This is a genomic window from Kitasatospora sp. NBC_00070, from assembly GCF_045041205.1.
GTDB lineage: Bacteria > Actinomycetota > Actinomycetes > Streptomycetales > Streptomycetaceae > Kitasatospora.
Genome location: NZ_CP108247.1, coordinates 5,726,679 through 5,744,020 on the forward strand (window position 1 = coordinate 5,726,679; position 17,342 = coordinate 5,744,020).

A 17,342-nucleotide genomic window follows, 5' to 3' on the forward strand; every position below is an offset into this window, starting at 1 on the left:
TGTCCGAGATGCGAGCGATCCTGTCCGCGAACGTACGCCGGTACCTCCGCGACCCGGTGGTCCACCTGACCGTCCGGGCCACCCTCGCGGCCACCCTCGCCTATGCCGTGGCCGTGCGGCTGAGCACCGAGCCCGCGCCGCTCACCGCTCCGCTGACGGCGCTGCTGGTGGTCCAGGTGACCGTCTACTCGACCCTGACCACCAGCATCCGCCGGGTGAACTCGGTGGTGGTGGGCGTGCTGATCGCGATCGGCTTCAGCGCGGTGATGGGGCTCAGCTGGTGGAGCCTCGGGCTGATCATCCTGGCCTCGCTGACGGTCGGTCAGTTCGTCCGGGTGGACGAGTTCGTCAACGAGGTGGCGATCAGCGCGATGCTGGTGCTGGGGGTGACCCGGCTCGCCACCCAGGCCTGGGACCGGGTGCTGGAGACCCTGATCGGCGCCGGCGTCGGTCTGCTGTTCAATCTGCTGTTCGCGCCCCCGGTCTGGCTCGACACGGCCGGCGAGTCGATCGAGGACCTGGCCCGCCGGGCCCGCCACCTGCTGCTGCGGCTCGCCGAGCAGCTGCACGGACCGACCGAGGTGGACCTGGCCGCCGCCCGGCTGCACGAGGCGCGGGCGCTGGACCAGGCGATCGCCGAGGTGGACGCCGCCCTGCGGCAGGCCGAGGACAGTCTGCGGTTCAACCCCCGGATCTCCGAGGGGCTGCTCTCCCGGCTGGTGCTGCGCACCGGGCTGGACACCCTGGAGATCTGCGTCGTGGTGATCCGGGTGCTGGCCCGCTCGCTCACCGACCTGGCCAAGCGGCGCACCGGCGAGCAGGCGCTGTTCCCGCCGGACGTGGCGCTCGCGCTGGAGGAGCTGTTCGCCCACGTGGGCGGCGCGCTGGTGAGCTTCTCGGTGCTGGTCACCACGCAGGTCAGCCGCAACGCCGAGGCCGCCGAGCGGCGGCTGGCCGACGAGCTCAGCGCGGCCCTGGCCAGCCGGGAGAACCTCGCCCGGCTGCTGCTGGACCAGGTGCGGCAGCACCCCGACGCCTGGCAGCTGCACGGGTCCCTGCTGGCCGAACTGGACCGGATACTGGACGAGCTGGACCTCGAACACCGCTCCCGCCGCCTGATGGAGGAGCTGGACCGGGCGACCGTGGCCAGGAGCGAGCGGCTCACGCCGCTGTACCGGCTGCGCAGGCTGGTCCGGGGCTGACCCGCCGCCCGGTGGCCGGCGGGGACAATCCGATCGGATCCTGAATCAACCCAACGCGGCGGCCGACACCGATTGGTGAACTTTCGTCGACGGTATCCGGCCGGACCCGGCCCGTCCGTTCTCCCGGACCGCCGCCCGAAGACCCGGCCGACCTGCGGTCTTGTCCACGGCCGGGGTGTACCGGGGGACCGACGGACCGGACGGGTGCGATCGATGCCTTGTTGCGGAGGGGAGTGCCACTTCCTACGGTCGTCACCATGAGTATCCCCACGGAGTCAATCGGTAGCATCCCGCGCCCGCGTGCCCTGCAGCAGGCACTGACCGAGCACGCCGAAGGGCGGCTGAGCGCGGCGGATCTGACGAAGCTTCAGGAGCAGGCGACGGCCGACACGCTGGCCGCCCTCGAGAAGCTGGGCTGCCCCGTCCTGGTGGACGGGGAGCAGGCCAAGCCCAGCTTCGTCACCTACCCCCTGGCGGGGCTGACCACCCTCGACCCGGACGGCGCGGTCATCCCGTTCGCCGACGGCCACACCCGGCAGCTGCCGAAGCTGACCGCCGGGCCGTTCCGCTACCAGGTCGGCGCGGAGAGCTATCTGCGGGGCGCCCAGCGGCACACCACCCTCCCGGTCAAGCAGGCGGTGATCGCCCCGTCCGCGCTCAGCCTGCTCTACCCGGCCGACGCGATCGCCGGCTACTCGCGGGAGGCGTTCCTGACCGACCTGGCGAACGAGGCCGAGGCCGACATCCGGGGCTGCCTGGACGCGGGTGCGCACGCGGTCCAACTCGACTTCACCGAGGGCCGGTTGTCGCTCAAGCTCGACCCGTCCGGATCGGTGCTGGACGACTTCATCGCGCTCAACAACGAGGTGCTCGGCCGGTTCGACGAGGAGCAGCGCTCGCGGCTGGGCGTGCACACCTGCCCGGGCGGCGACCACGACTCCACCCACAGCCTGGACGTCGACTACGCCGACCTGCTGCCCAAGCTGTTCCGGCTCAAGGTCGGCAACTTCTACGTCCAGCTGGCCGGCGAGGCGGACCCGGACCGGGTGCTCGGCATCATCGCCGAGCAACTCCGGCCGGGCATCCGGGTGTTCATCGGGGTGACCGACCCGATCGACCCCGTGGTGGAGACCCCGGAGCAGGTCCGTGACCGGGTGCTGGCGGCGGCCCGGTACATCCCGGTGGACCAGCTGGGCACCACCGACGACTGCGGCTTCGCGCCGTTCGCGGACGACACCTCCACCTCCCGCGAGCTGGCGTTCGCCAAGATCTCGGCCCGGGTGCAGGGCACCGCGCTGGCGGCGGCGGCGCTCGGCCTCTGAGCCGTCGGTCGCCGAACCGCCCCCGGTGGCCCGCCCGTTCGGGCGGGTCACCGTCGGTGCGTCTCGGGCGGGTCACCGTCGGTGGGTCAGCGCCGGGTGCGGAGCCAGTCGGCCAGGGCCGCCAGGCCCGCCTCCGGGTCGCGCCGGCCGAGGCCGATCCGGAACCGGTCGGTGGGCGTGGGCGTCAGCTCCGAGTGGTAGATGCTCGCGGGCAGCAGCAGGACGCCGGCCTCCTGGACCAGCCGGGTGCAGAAGGTCTCCACGCCCTCGGCGCCCAGGTAGCGCGGGTAGGCGACGCAACCGCCGTCCGGGGCCCGCCAGTCGAAGAGTTCGGGGAAGTCGGCGAAGAACGCGTCGAAGACCGGCAGGTTGGCCGCCAGCAGCGCCCGGTTCCGGTCCAGGATGGTGCTGCGGGCCTTCAGGGCGATCCGGGCCAGCACCTCGCTCGGGGCCGAGTTGCAGATCGTGGTGTAGTGCTTGGCCCGCTCCAGCCGGGACCTCAACTCCCGGTCGCGGCAGACGATCCAGCCGATCCGCAGGCCGGGCAGGCCGAGCGACTTGGACGTCACGTTCAGCGAGAGCGCGCTCGGCGAGAGGTCGGCGGCCTGCGGGAGGGTCCGGTCCCGGTCGCGCTCCAGGCCCCGGTAGACCTCGTCGCTGAACAGCCGGATGCCGCGCTCGTCGCAGAGCTGCGCCAGGGCGGCGAAGTCGGCGGCGTCGATCACCTTGCCGGTGGGGTTGTTGGGGAAGTTGACCGACAGCACCCGGGTGTTCGGGCGCAGCGCAGCCCGGACCAGGTCGAGGTCCAACGTCCAGTCCCGGTCCGGGTCCAGGGCGACGCCGGTGACCTCGCAGAGGGCGAGCGGGACGGTCTCGGCGGCCTGGTAGTTCGGGGTGACCACCACGGCGTGGTCGTCCGGGCCGAGCAGCACGTTCATCGCCAGGTAGAGCGCCTCCTCGGCGCCGGCGAAGCAGATCACGTCCTCCGGACCCGCCTCCCGGTGGTCGGCCGCGATCGCCGCGCGCAGGCCCGGGTCGCCGAAGGTCTCGGTGTAACCCAGGGCGAGGTGCTCGAAGGCTTCGCGGTCGCCGTCGTCGGCGAGGGCGAGCAGCTCGCCCATGGTCATGGTCTGGGCGTCGGAGGCGGTCAGGTGGTGCCGGGCGGTGAACTCCCAGCGGGAGAAGTGGGTTTCGAGTCGGAAGTCGGGCAGTCGGGTCATCGCGCCAGTCCTTCGGAGGGGGTGGACCTGAGCTCGGTCAGCAGGGCGTAGACGGTGGACCGGGAGATCCCGAGCGCCTCGGCGACGGCGGGGGCGGCCTTGCGGACGGCGAACACCCCGGCCTGGTCCAGCTCGGCCAGCACGGCCAGCCGGTCCTGCCGGGTGAGCCGCTCGACCGGGCGGCCGTGCTCGCGGACGTAGCCGCCGACGGCGTGCTGGATCCGCTCGGACCAGTCCTGTTCGAACAGCGGCTCCGGCCGGTGCACGGTGGGTGCCCCGAAGGCGGACAGCACGGCGGCGGCCTTCTCCAGCGGGGTGCGGTCGAGGTTGACGCAGAGCACGGCGGCGGCCCGGCCGTCCCCGTCGCGCAGCACGGCGCTGACCGAGGACAGCCGCCGGCCGTCCGCGAGCAGCTTCTCGTACGGCCCGTAGACGTCCCGGGCCGCCGGGTCCAGCGCTTCCAACTCGCCCAGCAGGGACGGGTCGCCCGCCCGGCGGGAGCCCAACGGGTGCCAGATCTCCAGCACCCGGTCGGTGTCCGGGTCGTGCAGCACCACCTCGGCGTACGGGCCGAGCAGCAGTGCGACGGCCTCGCACACCGGGCCCCACATCCGTACCCGGGGGTCCTCCGTGGTCTTGGTCATTCCTGGACTGTACGTCTGACCTGGACGGATCGTCCAGCGGCGCGCCGGGCGATCAGGTGCTCGGCCACCAGCAGGTTGACCAGCCAGGCCGACCAGGCCCCGCTGGTGTACGCCTGCTCGAACGGGACCCCGGCCGCTGCGCCGGCCATCAGCCAGAGCCGGAAGGTCACCCCGGTGAAGACCAGCGCGTACGAGCGGATCATCCAGACCCGGTGCCCGGCCACCCGGCCACAGCGGATCGCGCCGAACGCTGCGCCGGTGGTGACCAGCACCGCGACGGCCAGCCCGGCGAACCCGGCCGGGGCGATCGGCGGGTACAGGCCGTTCGGTACCAGCAGCAGCCCGCCCACCGCCGTCGCCAGCGCGCCCAGCAGGTAGACCCGGCCGACGAACCGGTGCACGGCCGGGCGACGGGCCCGCAGCCGGGGCAGGAACTGCCAGGGCCCCAGCAGCAGGGCCGTCACCGCCCCGCCGACGTGCAGGGTGAGCGGGACCAGGTGGGCCAGGTAGGTGGCCCGCTGCTCCGGCAGGAAGGTCTCCGGGTCCAGGGTCAGGTAGCGGGCGGACAGCAGGGCGATCGCGGTGGCCAGGAAGGTGACGGTGAGCCAGCCGGAACGGCGGAGCAGGGCGGCGGAGTTCATGGCCCGGAGGCTAGGCGGCGGGCGCCGCCCCGGGCGTCCCCCCGCCGAGGTGGCCGGAGTACCCCCAGCGGGCGATGTGCCCGGCCCGGCGGCTCGCTACCGTACGGCTCATGACGGCCCTGACCCGAAGGCTCGCCCTCGGCAGGGGCTGGCGCACGCCGGGCGCTGCGGTGCCGGACGTGCTGCTCGCCCTCGCCTTCCTGCTCGCGATGACGGCCGAACGCCTGCTCACCGCACCGGAGTTGCCCGCACTGCTGCCGGGCGTGGTGATCGCCGGTTCGCTCGCCTGGTGGCGCCGGGCCCCGCTGACGGCGTATCTGCTCGGCACCGCCGCACTGGCCGTGGAGGCGCAGACCGTGCTGCCCGGCCCGCTGTCGCCGTACGCCAACCTGATCGGCCTGTACGCGCTCGGCCGGTACGCGACCCGGGCCCGGGCCCGCTGCGGTCCGGTGGTGGTGCTGGTCGGCATGGCCGGGTACTTCGGCGACCCGGCGGTGCCGGCCGGGGTGCTGCTGCCCTGGCTGCTGGTCTGGGCGCTGGGCTACGCCACCGCCCGGCGGCAGGAGGAGCGGGCGGTCGCCCGGCAGCGGCTCCGGCAGCGGGTGGCGGAGCAGGAACGGGCCCGGATCGCCCGGGAGTTGCACGACATCGTCGGCCACACCCTGAACCTGATGCTGGTCCAGGCCGGGGCGGCCCGGCGGGTCCTGCCACGCGATCCGCAGCAGACCGTCGAGCTGCTGTCGGGCCTGGAGCACACCGGCCGCGAGGCGCTCGACGAACTGGACCGGGTGCTCGGCCTGTTGCGCCGCAACGGCCCACCGGACGAACCGGACCCGCAACCGAGCCTGCAGCCGGGGCTGGCCGACCTGCCCCGGCTGGTCGGACGGCTGGAGCAGGCCGGGCTCCGGGCCACCGTCCGGATGGCCGCCGGGGCCCGCCGGCTGCCGCGCACCCTCGACGTGTCGGCGTACCGGATCGTGCAGGAGGCCCTCACCAACACGGTCAAGCACGGGCGGGCCGACACGGTCGAGATCACCGTCGACCGGAGCCCGGAACAGCTGGACATCCTGGTCCTGGACAGCGGGCGCGGCGCGCCCGGCGGGTACGTCCCGGGCCGGGGGCTGCTGGGGATCGCCGAGCGGGTCGCGATGTTCGGCGGCAGCGTCGAGCACGGCAGCGTGGGACAGCCCGGCGGGGGTGAAGGGGGCGGCTTCCGGCTGCGGGTGACGCTCCCGGTCGGGTGAGCATCCGGGTGCTGCTGGCCGACGACGACGCCCTGCTGCGGGCCGGGATCGCCCTGGTGCTCGGTACCGAGGACGGGATCGAGGTGGTCGGCCAGGCCGCCGACGGGCTGCAGGCGGTCGAGCTGTCCGCGGCGCTCGCCCCGGACCTGGTGCTGATGGACGTCCGGATGCCCGGCGTCGACGGTGTCGAGGCGACCCGGCGGATCGTCGCGGCCGGACTGCCGGTCAAGGTCCTGGTGCTGACCACCTTTCACCACGACGAGTACGTCTGGGGCGCGCTGCGGGCCGGGGCCGACGGCTTCCTGCTCAAGCGCGCCTCACCGGAGCGGCTGGTGGACGCCGTGCGGACGGTGGCCGCCGGCCAGGCCCTGCTGGACCCGGCGGTCACCCGCGATCTGCTCACCCACCTGGTGGCCCGGGCGCCGGAGCCGCCGCCCCGGGCCGACCGGCGCCTGGAGCAGCTGACCGCCCGGGAGCGGCAGGTGCTGCGGCTGGCGGCCGAGGGGCACTCCAACGCGGAGATCGCGGACGCCCTGGTGCTCGCCGAGTCCACCGTGAAGACCCACATGAAGCGGGTGGTCGCCAAGACCGGCGCCCGGGACCGCGCCCAGGCGGTTGCCATCGCCCACCGCGGCGGCCTGATGGCGACCCCGGGCCCGGCCGGCTGAGCTCAGGCGGGCAGCTGCTCGGCCACCAGCTCGGCGAACTCCTCCGGGGTGATGATCCGGACGCCGAGCTCCTCCGCCTTGGCGCGCTTGGAGCCGGCCTTCTCGCCCGCTACCAGCAGGGTGGTGCGCTTGGAGACCGAGGAGGACGCCTTGCCGCCGGCCCGCTCGATCAGCTCGTTCATCTCGTTCCGGGAGAGCTCGCCGAGGGCGCCGGTCATCGAGCCGGTGACCACCACGGCCTGGCCGGAGAGCGGGCCCGCCGGGGTGTCGTCGTCGGCGGCCGGGGCGGCGACGGCGGTCGGCTCGGTCTCCGCGACGCCGACCTGCTGCGCGATCAACTTGTCCAGCAGCGGCGCGAGTTCGGCCAGCTCGGCGACGATCACCCGGGCCTTCTCGGTGCCGATGCCGGGCACCCCGGCCAGGGTGTCCTGGTCGGCGGCCCGGATCGCGGCCATGTTGCCGAAGTGCGCGGCGATCCGGCGCGACATGGTCCGCCCGGTGCCCCGGACGCCGAGGGCGCAGAACACCCGGCCCAGCGGCTGGTGGCGGGCGGTCTCCAGGGCGGCGAGCAGGTTGTCGGCGCTGGTGTCGCCCATCCGCTCCAGGGTGAGCAGCTGCTCCCTGGTCAGGGTGAACAGGTCGGCCAGGTCGGCGACCAGGCCGGACTCGACCAGCTGGACCGCCCGGGAGCCGCCCAGGCCCGCGATGTCCAGCTGGTCGCGGGCGGCGGCGTACCGGATCGACGCGACCGCCTGGCAGCCCCGGCCCTGGACGCAGCGCCAGCGCTGCTCCGAGGTGTCGATGTCGCCGCCGCAGCGGGGGCAGACCTCGGGGAAGACGATCGGCTGCTCGGCGCCGGTGCGCTGGTCGACCAGCGGCGCCTCCACCCGGGGGATCACGTCCCCGGCCCGGTAGACGAAGACCTGATCGCCCGTCATCAGTCCGCGCCGGGTGATGTCGGCGGGGTTGTGCAGGGTCGCGTAGGTGACCGTGACGCCGTCGATCAGCACCGGCTCCAGCACCGCGCGGGGCGCGATGATGCCGGTGCGGCCGACGTTCCACTCCACCTCCAGCAGGCGGGTGACCTTGTGCTGGGCGGGCAGCTTGCGGGCCACCGCCCAGCGCGGCGCGCGGGAGCCCGCCCCGGCCTGCCGCTGGTCGGCGGCGGAGTCCGCCTTGACCACCACGCCGTCGATGCCGAACGGCAGCACCGGCCGGAGCGCGGCGATCTCGTCGATCCGCTGCTGCACCTGCTCGACCGTCGCGCAGTGCTGCGGCCCGGCCTCGGTGCCCGCGGCCGTGTTCGCACCCAACTCGGCGATCCGGGCCAGTAGTTCACTGTGCCCGAGCCCGTCAAGACCGACGGCGTCGTAGGCGAACAGGGTCAGCTCGACCCGGTACGGCCGGTCCTTGGCCCGCAGGGTGCCGGCCGCGCCGCTGCGCGGGTGCGCGAACGGGGCCGCGCCGTGCGCGGTGCGGGTCTCGTTGGCCAGCTCGAACTGCTCGTGGGTGAGCAGCACTTCACCGCGCAGCTCCAGATCCAGCGGCTCGGTCAGGGTGGCCGGAAGACCGAGCACGGCGTCGGCGGAGTGGGTGATGTCCTCGCCCGCCAGGCCGTCGCCCCGGGTGAGCAGCTGGACCAGCCGCCCGGCCCGGTAGCGGGCCGCCACCGCCAGGCCGTCCAGCTTCGGCTCCACGCACCAGCCGTCGACCGGGTGCCCGAGCCGGCGCTCCAGACCGGCCGCCCAGCCGCCGAACTCCTCGGCGGAGAAGACGTTGTCCAGCGAGAGCATCGGCACCGAGTGCGGGACGTCGCCCTCGACCGCGCCGCCGGCCACCTTGCCGGTCGGCGAGTGCTCCAGCGCCTCGCCCGGGTGGGCGAGTTCGTACGCCTCGATGGCCCGCACCAGGGCGTCGTACTCGTCGTCGCCCAGCGGCGTCGAACCGTCGTCGTAGTAGGCCGCGGCCGCCCGGACGGCGGTGTCCACGGCGTCGGCGTAGGCGGTGGGAGAGGCGAGGGTGGCTGCGTCCGTCATACCCACATTCTCTCGCTCCGCACTGACATCGCCGGTGGTCCGGGCGCGGTCACAGCCGTGCGCACTGGCCCGTCCGGGCGCCTCCGACGGTGTTGGGCGCACCGCCGTCGCCGGGCGGCGGGGTGTTGCCCGTGCAGTGCAGGGATCCGCCGACGGTGTTGGCACCGACCGTCGCCCCACCCTGGTTGGAGGACAGTTGGACCGATCCGGAGATCCGGTTGCCGAGGCAGCCGTGCCCGGCCGGGTCCCCGATGAGTACCGAGCCGGCGGAGTCGGCCGCGGCCACCGAGCCGGTCAGGGTGCTGTCGCAGACGCCGAGGTGGGCGGCGCCGCGTGCGGTGATGCTGCCGAGGGTCGAGTGGCCGACGAACAGCGTGGCCCCGGGCTCGACCAGGACGGCGTCGGCGGTCGCGTCCAGCAGGCAGGTGCTGGGCCCGGTCGCCACCACCGAGCCGACCTGGCCGGTGAGGGTCCGGGCGCAGCCGACCCGCTGGGTGATGCTCACGGGCGGACCGGGCCGGTAGGCGGTGTCGCCCGGGTAGCCGGCGGTGACGGTGTGCGTGCCGGGCAGCAGTCCGTCCCGGCTGATCCGGGTGAGCGCGCAGTTCGGGCCGCCGCCGGGGGAGAGGGCGCCGGTGCCGATCGGGGTGGCACCGTCGGTCAGGGCCACGGTGCCGGTCGGCGGTCCGGCCGGCGCGATGCCGGGTGCGGCCGGGCAGACGGTGGCGGTGAAGGTCACCGGGCTGCCGAAGGGGGCCGGGTCAGCAGAGGAGGTAAGGGTAGTGGTGACGGGGCGTCGGCTGGTGTTCAGCAGGACCGAGACGGCGCTGTCGTTGCCGACGGCGAGGTCGGGCCGGCCGTCACCGTTGAGGTCGCCGACCACCGGCCGGCCGCCGAACGCGGCTACCCGGTACGTCTGTTGGGGCTGGAAGGTGCCGTCGCCGTTACCCGGCAGCACGGCCGCCCGGGAGTCGTCCCCGGTGGCGACCAGGTCGGCCCGGCCGTCCAGGTCGAAGTCCCCGGTGGTGATCGAGCCGGGGAAGTCGCCCATCGGGACGACCGTCGGTGTGCCGAAGCCGCCGTTGCCGTCGCCGAGCAGGATGTTCACCGCGTCGGCCGTAGCGGCCGTCACCGCCAGGTCGGGCCGGCCGTCACCGTTGAGGTCGGCGGCCGTCAGGCCGAGCGGGGTCGAGCCGGTGGGGTGGCCGAGCGCGGGTCCGAAGCCGCCGCTGCCGTCGCCGCGCAGGACGAACACCGCCCCGGCGCCGAAGCCGCCGTCGTCGGTCACCGCGAGGTCGAGGTGTCCGTCCCGGTCGAGGTCCACCAGGACGAGGTCGGTCGGCTTGGCGCCCACCCGGTGGATCTGCTGCGGCCGGAGGGTGCCGTCGCCGTTGCCCAGCAGGACCGACACCGTCCCGTCGTTGCCGTTCGCGGTCACCAGGTCGGGCCGGCCGTCCTGGTTCAGGTCGCCGGTCGCCAGCCCGACGGGATGTGCCCCGGCGGCGAACTCGCGCGAGGGCTGGAAGGTGCCGTCGCCGTTGCCGAGCCGCAGCTCGACCGCGCCGACGTTGCTGACGGGGTGTCCGCCGGTGGCGACGGCCAGGTCGATCCGGCCGTCCCCGCTGAAGTCGCCGGTGACGATCCGGGACGGGGAGTCGCCGACCGGCGAGGTGTCCGGGGCGCCGAAGCCGCCGTCCCCCCGGGCGGTGAAGACCGAGACGCTGTTCTCGTCGTTGTTGACCGCGACCAGGTCGAGGCGGCCGGTGCCGTGGAAGTCCCCCAGCGCGATCTCGAAGGGGTAGTGACCGGCCCGGTAGGAGACCGTGGGGGCGAACAGCCCGCCGTCGGGCTCCGCCGACAGCGCGGGGACCGGGCCCGCCACCAGGCCCGCGGCGCCCAGGGCTGCCACCAGTACCGCACGCAGCGGCACACCGATCCTGCTCATCCGGCTCTCCTCCCGGCCAGCGGCCGACCGGTTGCCCCGGCCGTCACCGGTTCTGATGGTCCGTCAGAACGGTGGTGCGGGTGCGGACGACACTCCGGCCGGTGGTCCGCCGGTCATCCGCGACCGGGCCCGGGTTGGTGACGCTGGGTAGTCGAAAGGGGAGAGAAGCCCCCCTCTTTCCGGGTCTTGCGCGCAGTTGATTCCCTGCTATTGGTCAAAGGTCGGTCAAGTGTATTAATGATCCCTTTTCCGTCGGGTACAGTTCCTGCATGGGACATCGTGAGGACCTGCTGGAGGGCGCCAAGCGGTGCCTTATCGAAAAGGGTTACGGCCGTACGACAACTCGAGACATCGTCGCGGCTTCCGGAGCCAACCTGGCGTCCATCGGTTATCACTACGGATCGAAGGAGGCGCTGCTCAACGCCGCCCTCCTGGAGGCGCTGGACGACACCGGCGGGGAGTACCAGCCGACCTCGGTCGAGGACCCGCGGCCCGGTGCCGATCCGCTCGAGCGGTTCGAGGCGGCCTGGGGGCAGATCGTCGAGAAGTACGCCACCCGCCGGCAGCTGCTGCTGGCCAGCTTCGAGGTGTTCGCGCAGGTGGACAGGGTCCCCGAGCTGCGAGCGGCGCTGGCCGACGGCATCCAGCAGGGGCGCGAGTCGATGGCCGAGCTGTTCCAGAGCATCGCCGGCGAGAGTGCCGAGCCGCTCGACGCGGAGCGGCAGAACGCGATCGGTTCGTTCTACCAGGCGCTCGCCACCGGCGTGATGGCCCAGCTCCTGGTGGATCCGGACCGGGCCCCCTCGGCCCGTGACCTGACCCTGGCGCTGCGCACCATGGTGAACTGGCACACCGCGCTCCTCCCGGAGCCCCAGCCCGCCCAGATCTGAGCCTCCCGAATCCGCTCCGAAATACCCGGGAAAAACAATTCGGAGAATGTCGAAATGACCGGCGGTCGAGTATTCCTCGACCGCCGGTTCACGTTTTCCGGCGCTGTTCCCCGAGAGGTGGTCAGATGCGGTGCAGAACGAATTCGTCGGTGGTCTCGCCCTTGAAGAGCAGATCGGGACGGCCACTCAGCGTGTAGTCCCCGTGCGGGGTGACCAGCACGTCGGTGGGCAGCCGCTCGGGCCACGGCTGGACGCGCTGGATCTCGTGCGCGGCGTCCCAGTGCCGGTCGGTCGGACGGAGCACGATCACCGCGTCCACGCCCTCCGGGTTCGCCAGGTCGTTGCTGACCACCAGCAGGGTGCCGTCCGGGCGCAGGGCGATCGAGTCGCCGCCGACGATCGGACGGTCCAGGGTGACGGCGTGGGCCTGGTGCGGGGCCTTCAACGGGATCCGGACCAGCTGGCCGGTGCTGTACTGCAGGGTCAGCAGGAAGCCGGCCGGGTGCAGCAGCAGGCCGATCACACCGGCGCCGGTGCCGAGCTGCCAGCCGGGCGAGATCACCGAGGTGTCGGCCAGCACGGAGGCGTGGCCGTCGGTGGTGACCTTGTAGATCTTGTTGGCGGCGGGGTCGCTGACGTACGCGGTGCCGTCCTTGTCGATGGCGACCCGGTCGGCGGCGTGCATCGGCTCGTCACCGATGCTGAGGTCCACCAGGAACAGCTGGCGGCCGGTGTTCAGGTCGAAGACCCCGAGCCCGGACTCCTTGAGGTAGGTCTCCGGGGTGGAGCGGGTGCCGAGGCCCAGGTCGTGGTAGCCGAGCAGCAGCCGGTTGCGGTGCAGGTCGATGGCGATGCCGACGGTCGAGACGATCTTCGGGTCGGGGTCGCCGACCAGCGTGGTGACCGAGCCGTCGGAGTTCAGGATCGAGGCGGTGCCGTGCCGGGTCGAGCTCAGCAGGATGGCCTTGCGCCTGGGGTCCCAGGTCATGCCCTCCGGGTGCAGTGAGTCGGCGTGGCCGGTGATGACACCGGGGTAGGGGCAGGACGAGGCCGTCTCGGTGGCGGCCTCGGCCGAGGGTGCCAGACCGGCCGTGGCAGCGGCGGCGACCACTGCGGCCCCGAGCACGCCGCGGCGGCTGATCTCAGTGTCGGTCATGTTCTTCGTCTCCTGGTGGGACAGGCGTGCACGGACCACGAGCGCCCGACGGCGAGACGGGAAACTTGGGCAGGATCGACGACGCCGCCGCACTGGGTTCGTCCGGGAACGGGTGCCCCCAGCATCGAACTTGGCACGAAACTAACGCCGTGAAGGTCCTGCTCCCACCCCTACCTGCCCCCTGTCCGACCGCCGGCTACCGGATCAGGACGGGGAGCGTCTCGACGCCGTACACGATCGACAGCTTGCGGAACGCCAGCTCCTCCGGGGGTACCGCAAGCCGGAGTTCGGGAAACCGCCGGACCAGGGCGGGGAAGGCGGCGCGCAGCTCCATCTTGGCCAGCTCGGCACCGATGCAGCGGTGCATGCCGTACCCGAAGGCCAGGTGCGAGGGCCCCTGCCGGTCACCGTCGAAGCGCTCCGGGTCGGCACCGAAGACGGTGTCCCGGTTGGCGCCGCTGAGCGAGCAGAGCACCACGTCGCCGGCCGAGATCCGGGTGCCGGCGATCTCCATGTCCTCCCGGGCGAACCGGGGGAAGGCCATCTGGACCACCGTCAGGTAGCGCAGCAGCTCGTCGACGAACGGGGCGGTCGCGGCGTCGTCGTCGCGGACCCGGGCGAACGCCGCCGGGTCCTGCAGCAGCACCAGCGAGCCGAGCGCCAGCATGCTCGCGGTGGTCTCGAAGCCACCGGTCAGCACCCCGTCGGCGAGACCGGCCAGCTCCTGGTCGTCGATGTCGTCGCCGTACTCCTTGATCAGCATGCCGAGCAGGCCGTCGCCCGGCTCGACCCGCTGGCGCTGCACGACCTCCTGCAGGTAGGCCAGCGACTCGCTGATCGCGCCGAACGGGGTGCCCGCACCGGCGAACAGGTCGAACCTGGCGGTGCCGAGCCGCTGGAAGTCCTCGCGGTCCTCGTACGGTATGCCGAGCAGCTCACAGATGGTCAGTGAGGGGATCGGCAGCGCGTAGTGCTCCACCAGGTCCACCGGGCCGGGCCCGGCCGCGGCCATCTGGTTGAGCTGCTCGGTGACCAGGGCGTCGATCCGGGGGCCGAGCCGGCTGAGCCGGCGCATGGTGAACTCGGGGGTCAGCCGGCGCCGCAGCCGGGTGTGCACCGGCGGGTCGCTGAAGCCCAGACCACCCGGGTTCTGACCCTCGGTCACCCCGGCGTTGCCGATCAGGTTGGCGAAGTCGCTGCTGAAGCCGGTCGGCCGGCCGAGCACCTGCTTGACCTCCTCGTAGCCGGTCACCAGCCAGGCGTTGAAGCCGAACGGCAGCGGCACCCGGCTGATCGGCGCGGCCGCCCGGGTGGTGGCCATCGCCGGGACCGGGTCCAGTCCGTCCCGCTTCAGCGGCATCAGGACCGATTCGGGCAGGAACGAGACGTCGGAGAGGTCGAAGCCGTTCCGAGCGGTCCGGGCGAGGTACCGGCGCCCGATCCAACTGGTCGCACGTGAACGGAGTTTGGTCATCAGCACTGGGTGCTCCAATCCGGGCAGGAGGCCGACTGGCCAAGGGGTCGTCGAGCGGCCGTGCGCGGCGGCGGGCATCAGCGTATCCACAGACAGTCGTACGTATGACAGCCGGATGGCCGTTAGGGGTTCCACCGGAGCTCTCAGGGGGGTGGGTCGGCTGGTTACGCCGCCCGGGCCCGATTTGAATGAATCGTTCGACCGCTTTCTGTATCGCCCGACCGGTTGGAGAGGTGGAGCGTGACTACTGTTGAGGAGGACCTGGCGGTGCTGCGGGACGTCGAACGACGTCCTGACATGCGGGCCAGGGTCGACGAGTTGCTGGCGACCAAGGACGAGGTGGCGCAGGGTGCGCCGCAGGCGACCAGGAACCAGCGTGCCAAGGGGAAGCTGACGGTCCGTGAGCGGATCGACCTGCTCTTCGACGAGGGGACCTTCCGGGAGATCGAACAGCTCCGGCGGCACCGGGCGACCGGTTTCGGGCTGGAGAACCGGCGCCCGCACACCGACGGTGTGATCACCGGGTGGGGAAAGGTCTGGGGCCGGACGGTGTTCGTCTACGCCCACGACTTCCGGATCTTCGGCGGCTCGCTCGGCGAGGCGCACGCGGAGAAGATCCACAAGGTGATGGACCTGGCCGAGGCGGCCGGTGCGCCGCTGGTCAGTCTCAGCGACGGCGCCGGGGCCCGGATCCAGGAGGGTGTCACCGCGCTGGCCGGGTACGGCGGGATCTTCCGCCGGAACGTCCAGGCGTCCGGGGTGATCCCGCAGATCTCGGTGATGCTCGGCCCCTGCGCGGGCGGCGCGACCTACTCGCCCGCGCTGACCGACTTCGTCTTCATGGTCCGGGACATCTCGCAGATGTACATCACCGGACCCGACGTGGTGAAGTCGGTGACCGGCGAGACGATCAGTCACGACGGGCTCGGCGGCGCCGAGGTGCACGCGGCGGTCTCCGGCGCGGCCGGCTTCCTGCACGACAACGAGGCCGACTGCATCGAGGACGTCCGGCACCTGCTCTCGCTGCTGCCGTCCAACAACCGTGAACTGCCCCCGGTGGAGCTCTCCGAGGACCCGCCGGACCGGCGCAACGACGCGCTGCTCGACCTGGTGCCGGCCGACCCGAACCGGGCCTACGACATGCGCAAGGTGATCGAGGAGGTCGTCGACGACGGCGACTTCTTCGAGGTGCACGCCTCCTGGGCCACCAACATCCTCTGCGGGCTGGCCCGGCTCGACGGGCACGTGGTGGGCATCGTGGCCAACCAACCCGCCTCGTTCGCCGGGGTGTTGGACATCAACGCGTCGGAGAAGGCGGCACGCTTCGTGCAGCTCTGCGACGCGTTCAGCATCCCGCTGGTGACCCTGGTCGACGTGCCGGGCTTCCTGCCAGGCCGGGACCAGGAGCACGAGGGCATCATCCGGCACGGCGCCAAGCTGCTGTACGCGTACTGCAACGCCACCGTGCCCAGGATCCAGCTGATCCTGCGCAAGGCGTACGGCGGCGCGTACATCGTGATGGACTCGCGTTCGATCGGCACCGACATCTCCTACGCCTGGCCCACCAACGAGATCGCCGTGATGGGCGCCGAGGGTGCCGCCAACGTGGTGTTCCGCCGGGAGATCGCGGCCGCCGACGACCCCGAGGCGGCCCGGCAGCAGCGGATCAAGGAGTACCAGGAGGAGTTGATGCACCCGTACTACGCCGCCGAGCGCGGTCTGGTGGACGACGTCATCGACCCGGCCCGGACCCGGTCCACGCTGATCGACGCGCTGGCGATGCTGCGCACCAAGCACACCCGGCTGCCGGCCCGCAAGCACGGAAACCCGCCGGTGTAGTGATGCCGCAGACGCAGCAGGTCTCGCAGATCACCGTGGTCCGGGGCGCCCCGGCCCCGGAGGAGCTCGCCGCCGCCGTGGTGGCGCTGCTCGCACTGGCCCGGCGGCGGTCCTCCGTCGCCGGGCCGGCCGGCCGGCCGCCCCGGGGCGCCGGTTGGGAGCCGGAGGGCTTCGGGGCGCCCGGAGCCTGGAACGCCGGCTCCAACCCCCGGTCGTGATCCAGGTCGCGGCCGGGGCAGTCCTCAGCGAAGTTGTCAGGAAGGAAGCTCAACCACCATGTCAGTGACGTCCGTTGAAAGCGGTGCCTGGACCCGAAGGTTCCATCCGGCACCCGAGGCTCCGACCAGGCTGGTCTGCTTCCCGCACGCCGGCGGGTCGGCCACCTACTACTTCCCGGTCTCCCGGGCGCTCTCGCCCGGTCTGGACGTGGTCTCGATCCAGTACCCCGGCCGGCAGGACCGCCGGCACGAGCCCGGTGTGGACTCGGTGGACCGGCTCGCCGACCTGGTGGTCGAGGAGCTGGGGGAGTGGCTGGACCGCCCGGTGGCGCTGTTCGGCCACAGCCTGGGCGCCACGCTGGCGTTCGAGGTGGCGAAGCGGCTGGAGAAGCGCGGCGTGGTCCCCACCGCCCTGTTCGCCTCCGGCCGCCGGGCCCCGTCCCGGCACCGGCCGGGCCGGGTCCACCTGTACGGCGACGCCGAACTGATCGCCAACCTGAAGAAGATGAGCGGGACCGACGCCCAGGTGCTGGGCGACGACGAGATGCTGCAGATGATCATGCCCGCGATCCGCAGCGACTACAAGGCCGCCGAGACCTACCAGTACCGCCCGGGGCCGAAGTTGAGCTGCCCGATCATCGCGCTGACCGGCGACGAGGACCCGGAGGTGAACCTGGAGGAGGCCCGGGCGTGGTCCGAGCACACCACCGCGGGCTTCGAGCTCCAGGTCTTCCAGGGCGGCCACTTCTACCTGAACCACCACGCCCCGGCGGTGCTGCGGGCGATCACCACCCAGCTGGGCGGCTGACGGCGGCAACGCGAAAGGCCGGCGGGCCGGGGTTC

General features: G+C 72.7%; 15 protein-coding genes. 8 read left to right on the forward strand and 7 right to left on the reverse strand.

Annotated features, from left to right (window positions below):
- The first annotated feature begins 8 nt into the window (after window positions 1-8).
- On the forward strand, window positions 9-1,202 hold the full coding sequence (locus OHV05_RS26205) for an FUSC family protein (RefSeq protein ID WP_405019822.1): 1,194 nt from the start codon (window positions 9-11) through the stop codon (window positions 1,200-1,202).
- Window positions 1,203-1,459: 257 nt separating this feature from the next.
- A complete protein-coding gene (locus tag OHV05_RS26210) occupies window positions 1,460-2,524 on the forward strand; it encodes a cobalamin-independent methionine synthase II family protein (RefSeq protein WP_405019823.1) in 1,065 nt (354 codons plus the stop codon).
- Window positions 2,525-2,610: 86 nt separating this feature from the next.
- Here the strand turns inward: OHV05_RS26210 and OHV05_RS26215 are convergent, their stop codons facing one another.
- The 3 genes from OHV05_RS26215 to OHV05_RS26225 are packed head-to-tail and all read right to left on the reverse strand — an operon-like array spanning window position 2,611 to window position 5,029.
- Complete coding sequence (locus OHV05_RS26215) at window positions 2,611-3,744, reverse strand: aminotransferase class I/II-fold pyridoxal phosphate-dependent enzyme (RefSeq protein ID WP_405019824.1); 1,134 nt, start codon at window positions 3,742-3,744, stop codon at window positions 2,611-2,613.
- The gene (locus OHV05_RS26220; protein WP_405019825.1) at window positions 3,741-4,388 is read right to left on the reverse strand and encodes a transcriptional regulator; all 648 of its coding nucleotides are present in this window, start codon (window positions 4,386-4,388) and stop codon (window positions 3,741-3,743) included. The genes OHV05_RS26215 and OHV05_RS26220 overlap by 4 nt, the downstream gene beginning before the upstream one ends.
- The gene (locus OHV05_RS26225; protein ID WP_405019826.1) at window positions 4,385-5,029 is read right to left on the reverse strand and encodes a DUF2306 domain-containing protein; all 645 of its coding nucleotides are present in this window, start codon (window positions 5,027-5,029) and stop codon (window positions 4,385-4,387) included. The genes OHV05_RS26220 and OHV05_RS26225 overlap by 4 nt, the downstream gene beginning before the upstream one ends.
- A gap of 110 nt (window positions 5,030-5,139) precedes the next feature.
- Between OHV05_RS26225 and OHV05_RS26230 the strand changes: the two genes are divergently transcribed.
- Complete coding sequence (locus tag OHV05_RS26230) at window positions 5,140-6,273, forward strand: sensor histidine kinase (RefSeq protein WP_405019827.1); 1,134 nt, start codon at window positions 5,140-5,142, stop codon at window positions 6,271-6,273.
- A complete protein-coding gene (locus tag OHV05_RS26235; protein ID WP_405019828.1) occupies window positions 6,270-6,941 on the forward strand; it encodes a response regulator in 672 nt (223 codons plus the stop codon). The genes OHV05_RS26230 and OHV05_RS26235 overlap by 4 nt, the downstream gene beginning before the upstream one ends.
- A 2-nt stretch (window positions 6,942-6,943) precedes the next feature.
- On the opposite strand, the gene ligA is transcribed toward OHV05_RS26235, so the two are convergent.
- Window positions 6,944-8,977, reverse strand: a complete 2,034-nt coding sequence (ligA, locus tag OHV05_RS26240; RefSeq protein WP_405019829.1) for an NAD-dependent DNA ligase LigA — start codon at window positions 8,975-8,977, stop codon at window positions 6,944-6,946.
- 49 nt (window positions 8,978-9,026) lie between these two features.
- A complete protein-coding gene (locus OHV05_RS26245) occupies window positions 9,027-10,922 on the reverse strand; it encodes an FG-GAP-like repeat-containing protein (protein WP_405019830.1) in 1,896 nt (631 codons plus the stop codon).
- 269 nt (window positions 10,923-11,191) lie between these two features.
- Here OHV05_RS26245 and OHV05_RS26250 point away from each other — a divergent pair, with 269 nt between their 5' ends.
- On the forward strand, window positions 11,192-11,812 hold the full coding sequence (locus tag OHV05_RS26250; protein WP_403041163.1) for a TetR/AcrR family transcriptional regulator: 621 nt from the start codon (window positions 11,192-11,194) through the stop codon (window positions 11,810-11,812).
- 121 nt (window positions 11,813-11,933) lie between these two features.
- Here OHV05_RS26250 and OHV05_RS26255 read toward each other — a convergent pair whose 3' ends face one another.
- Window positions 11,934-12,968, reverse strand: coding sequence for a gluconolaconase (locus tag OHV05_RS26255; protein ID WP_405019831.1), 1,035 nt, complete (start codon window positions 12,966-12,968; stop codon window positions 11,934-11,936).
- Window positions 12,969-13,164: 196 nt separating this feature from the next.
- Window positions 13,165-14,442 (reverse strand): cytochrome P450, encoded by a 1,278-nt coding sequence (locus OHV05_RS26260; RefSeq protein WP_405019832.1) that lies wholly within the window; start codon window positions 14,440-14,442, stop codon window positions 13,165-13,167.
- Window positions 14,443-14,739: 297 nt separating this feature from the next.
- Here OHV05_RS26260 and OHV05_RS26265 point away from each other — a divergent pair, with 297 nt between their 5' ends.
- From OHV05_RS26265 to OHV05_RS26275, 3 genes are read left to right on the forward strand one after another with little or no spacing between them, the layout of a single operon-like run.
- Window positions 14,740-16,281 (forward strand): acyl-CoA carboxylase subunit beta, encoded by a 1,542-nt coding sequence (locus OHV05_RS26265; protein WP_403041179.1) that lies wholly within the window; start codon window positions 14,740-14,742, stop codon window positions 16,279-16,281.
- Between the two features lie 2 nt (window positions 16,282-16,283).
- Complete coding sequence (locus OHV05_RS26270; protein WP_405019833.1) at window positions 16,284-16,499, forward strand: acyl-CoA carboxylase epsilon subunit; 216 nt, start codon at window positions 16,284-16,286, stop codon at window positions 16,497-16,499.
- 58 nt (window positions 16,500-16,557) lie between these two features.
- Window positions 16,558-17,307, forward strand: a complete 750-nt coding sequence (locus tag OHV05_RS26275) for a thioesterase II family protein (protein WP_403041167.1) — start codon at window positions 16,558-16,560, stop codon at window positions 17,305-17,307.
- The last annotated feature ends 35 nt before the right edge of the window (window positions 17,308-17,342 follow it).